This is a genomic window from Polaribacter sp. 2305UL8-11, from assembly GCF_058147165.1.
This window is the reverse complement of sequence record NZ_JBYVJW010000135.1, coordinates 1-232: the sequence shown is the minus strand read 5'-3', so window position 1 is coordinate 232 and position 232 is coordinate 1. Positions and strand designations below refer to the sequence as shown.

Sequence of the window (232 nt, the reverse complement as noted above, 5' to 3'; positions counted from 1 at the left end):
CAGCACAAGGCACTCCAAATAGTGATACTTTTACGGCTAATATTAATATTTCTGATAAAAATGTAAAGTACAATACAAATCTTAGAATGCGTGTAGTTGCTTATAGCAATCAATTTTATAATTGTAATTTCAGTGCAGGACAAGTAGAAGATTATTCTATTAAAATTGTTACGAGTTATTGGACAGGTACTACAAATCCAGACTGGGATACAGCTTATCACTGGAGTTTAAA

1 protein-coding gene is annotated in these 232 nt (G+C 31.5%); it reads left to right on the top strand.

Annotated features, from left to right (window positions below):
* A partial coding sequence (locus ACY2RW_RS16480) for a GEVED domain-containing protein (RefSeq protein ID WP_490123803.1) occupies window positions 1-232 on the top strand: 232 nt, incomplete at both ends.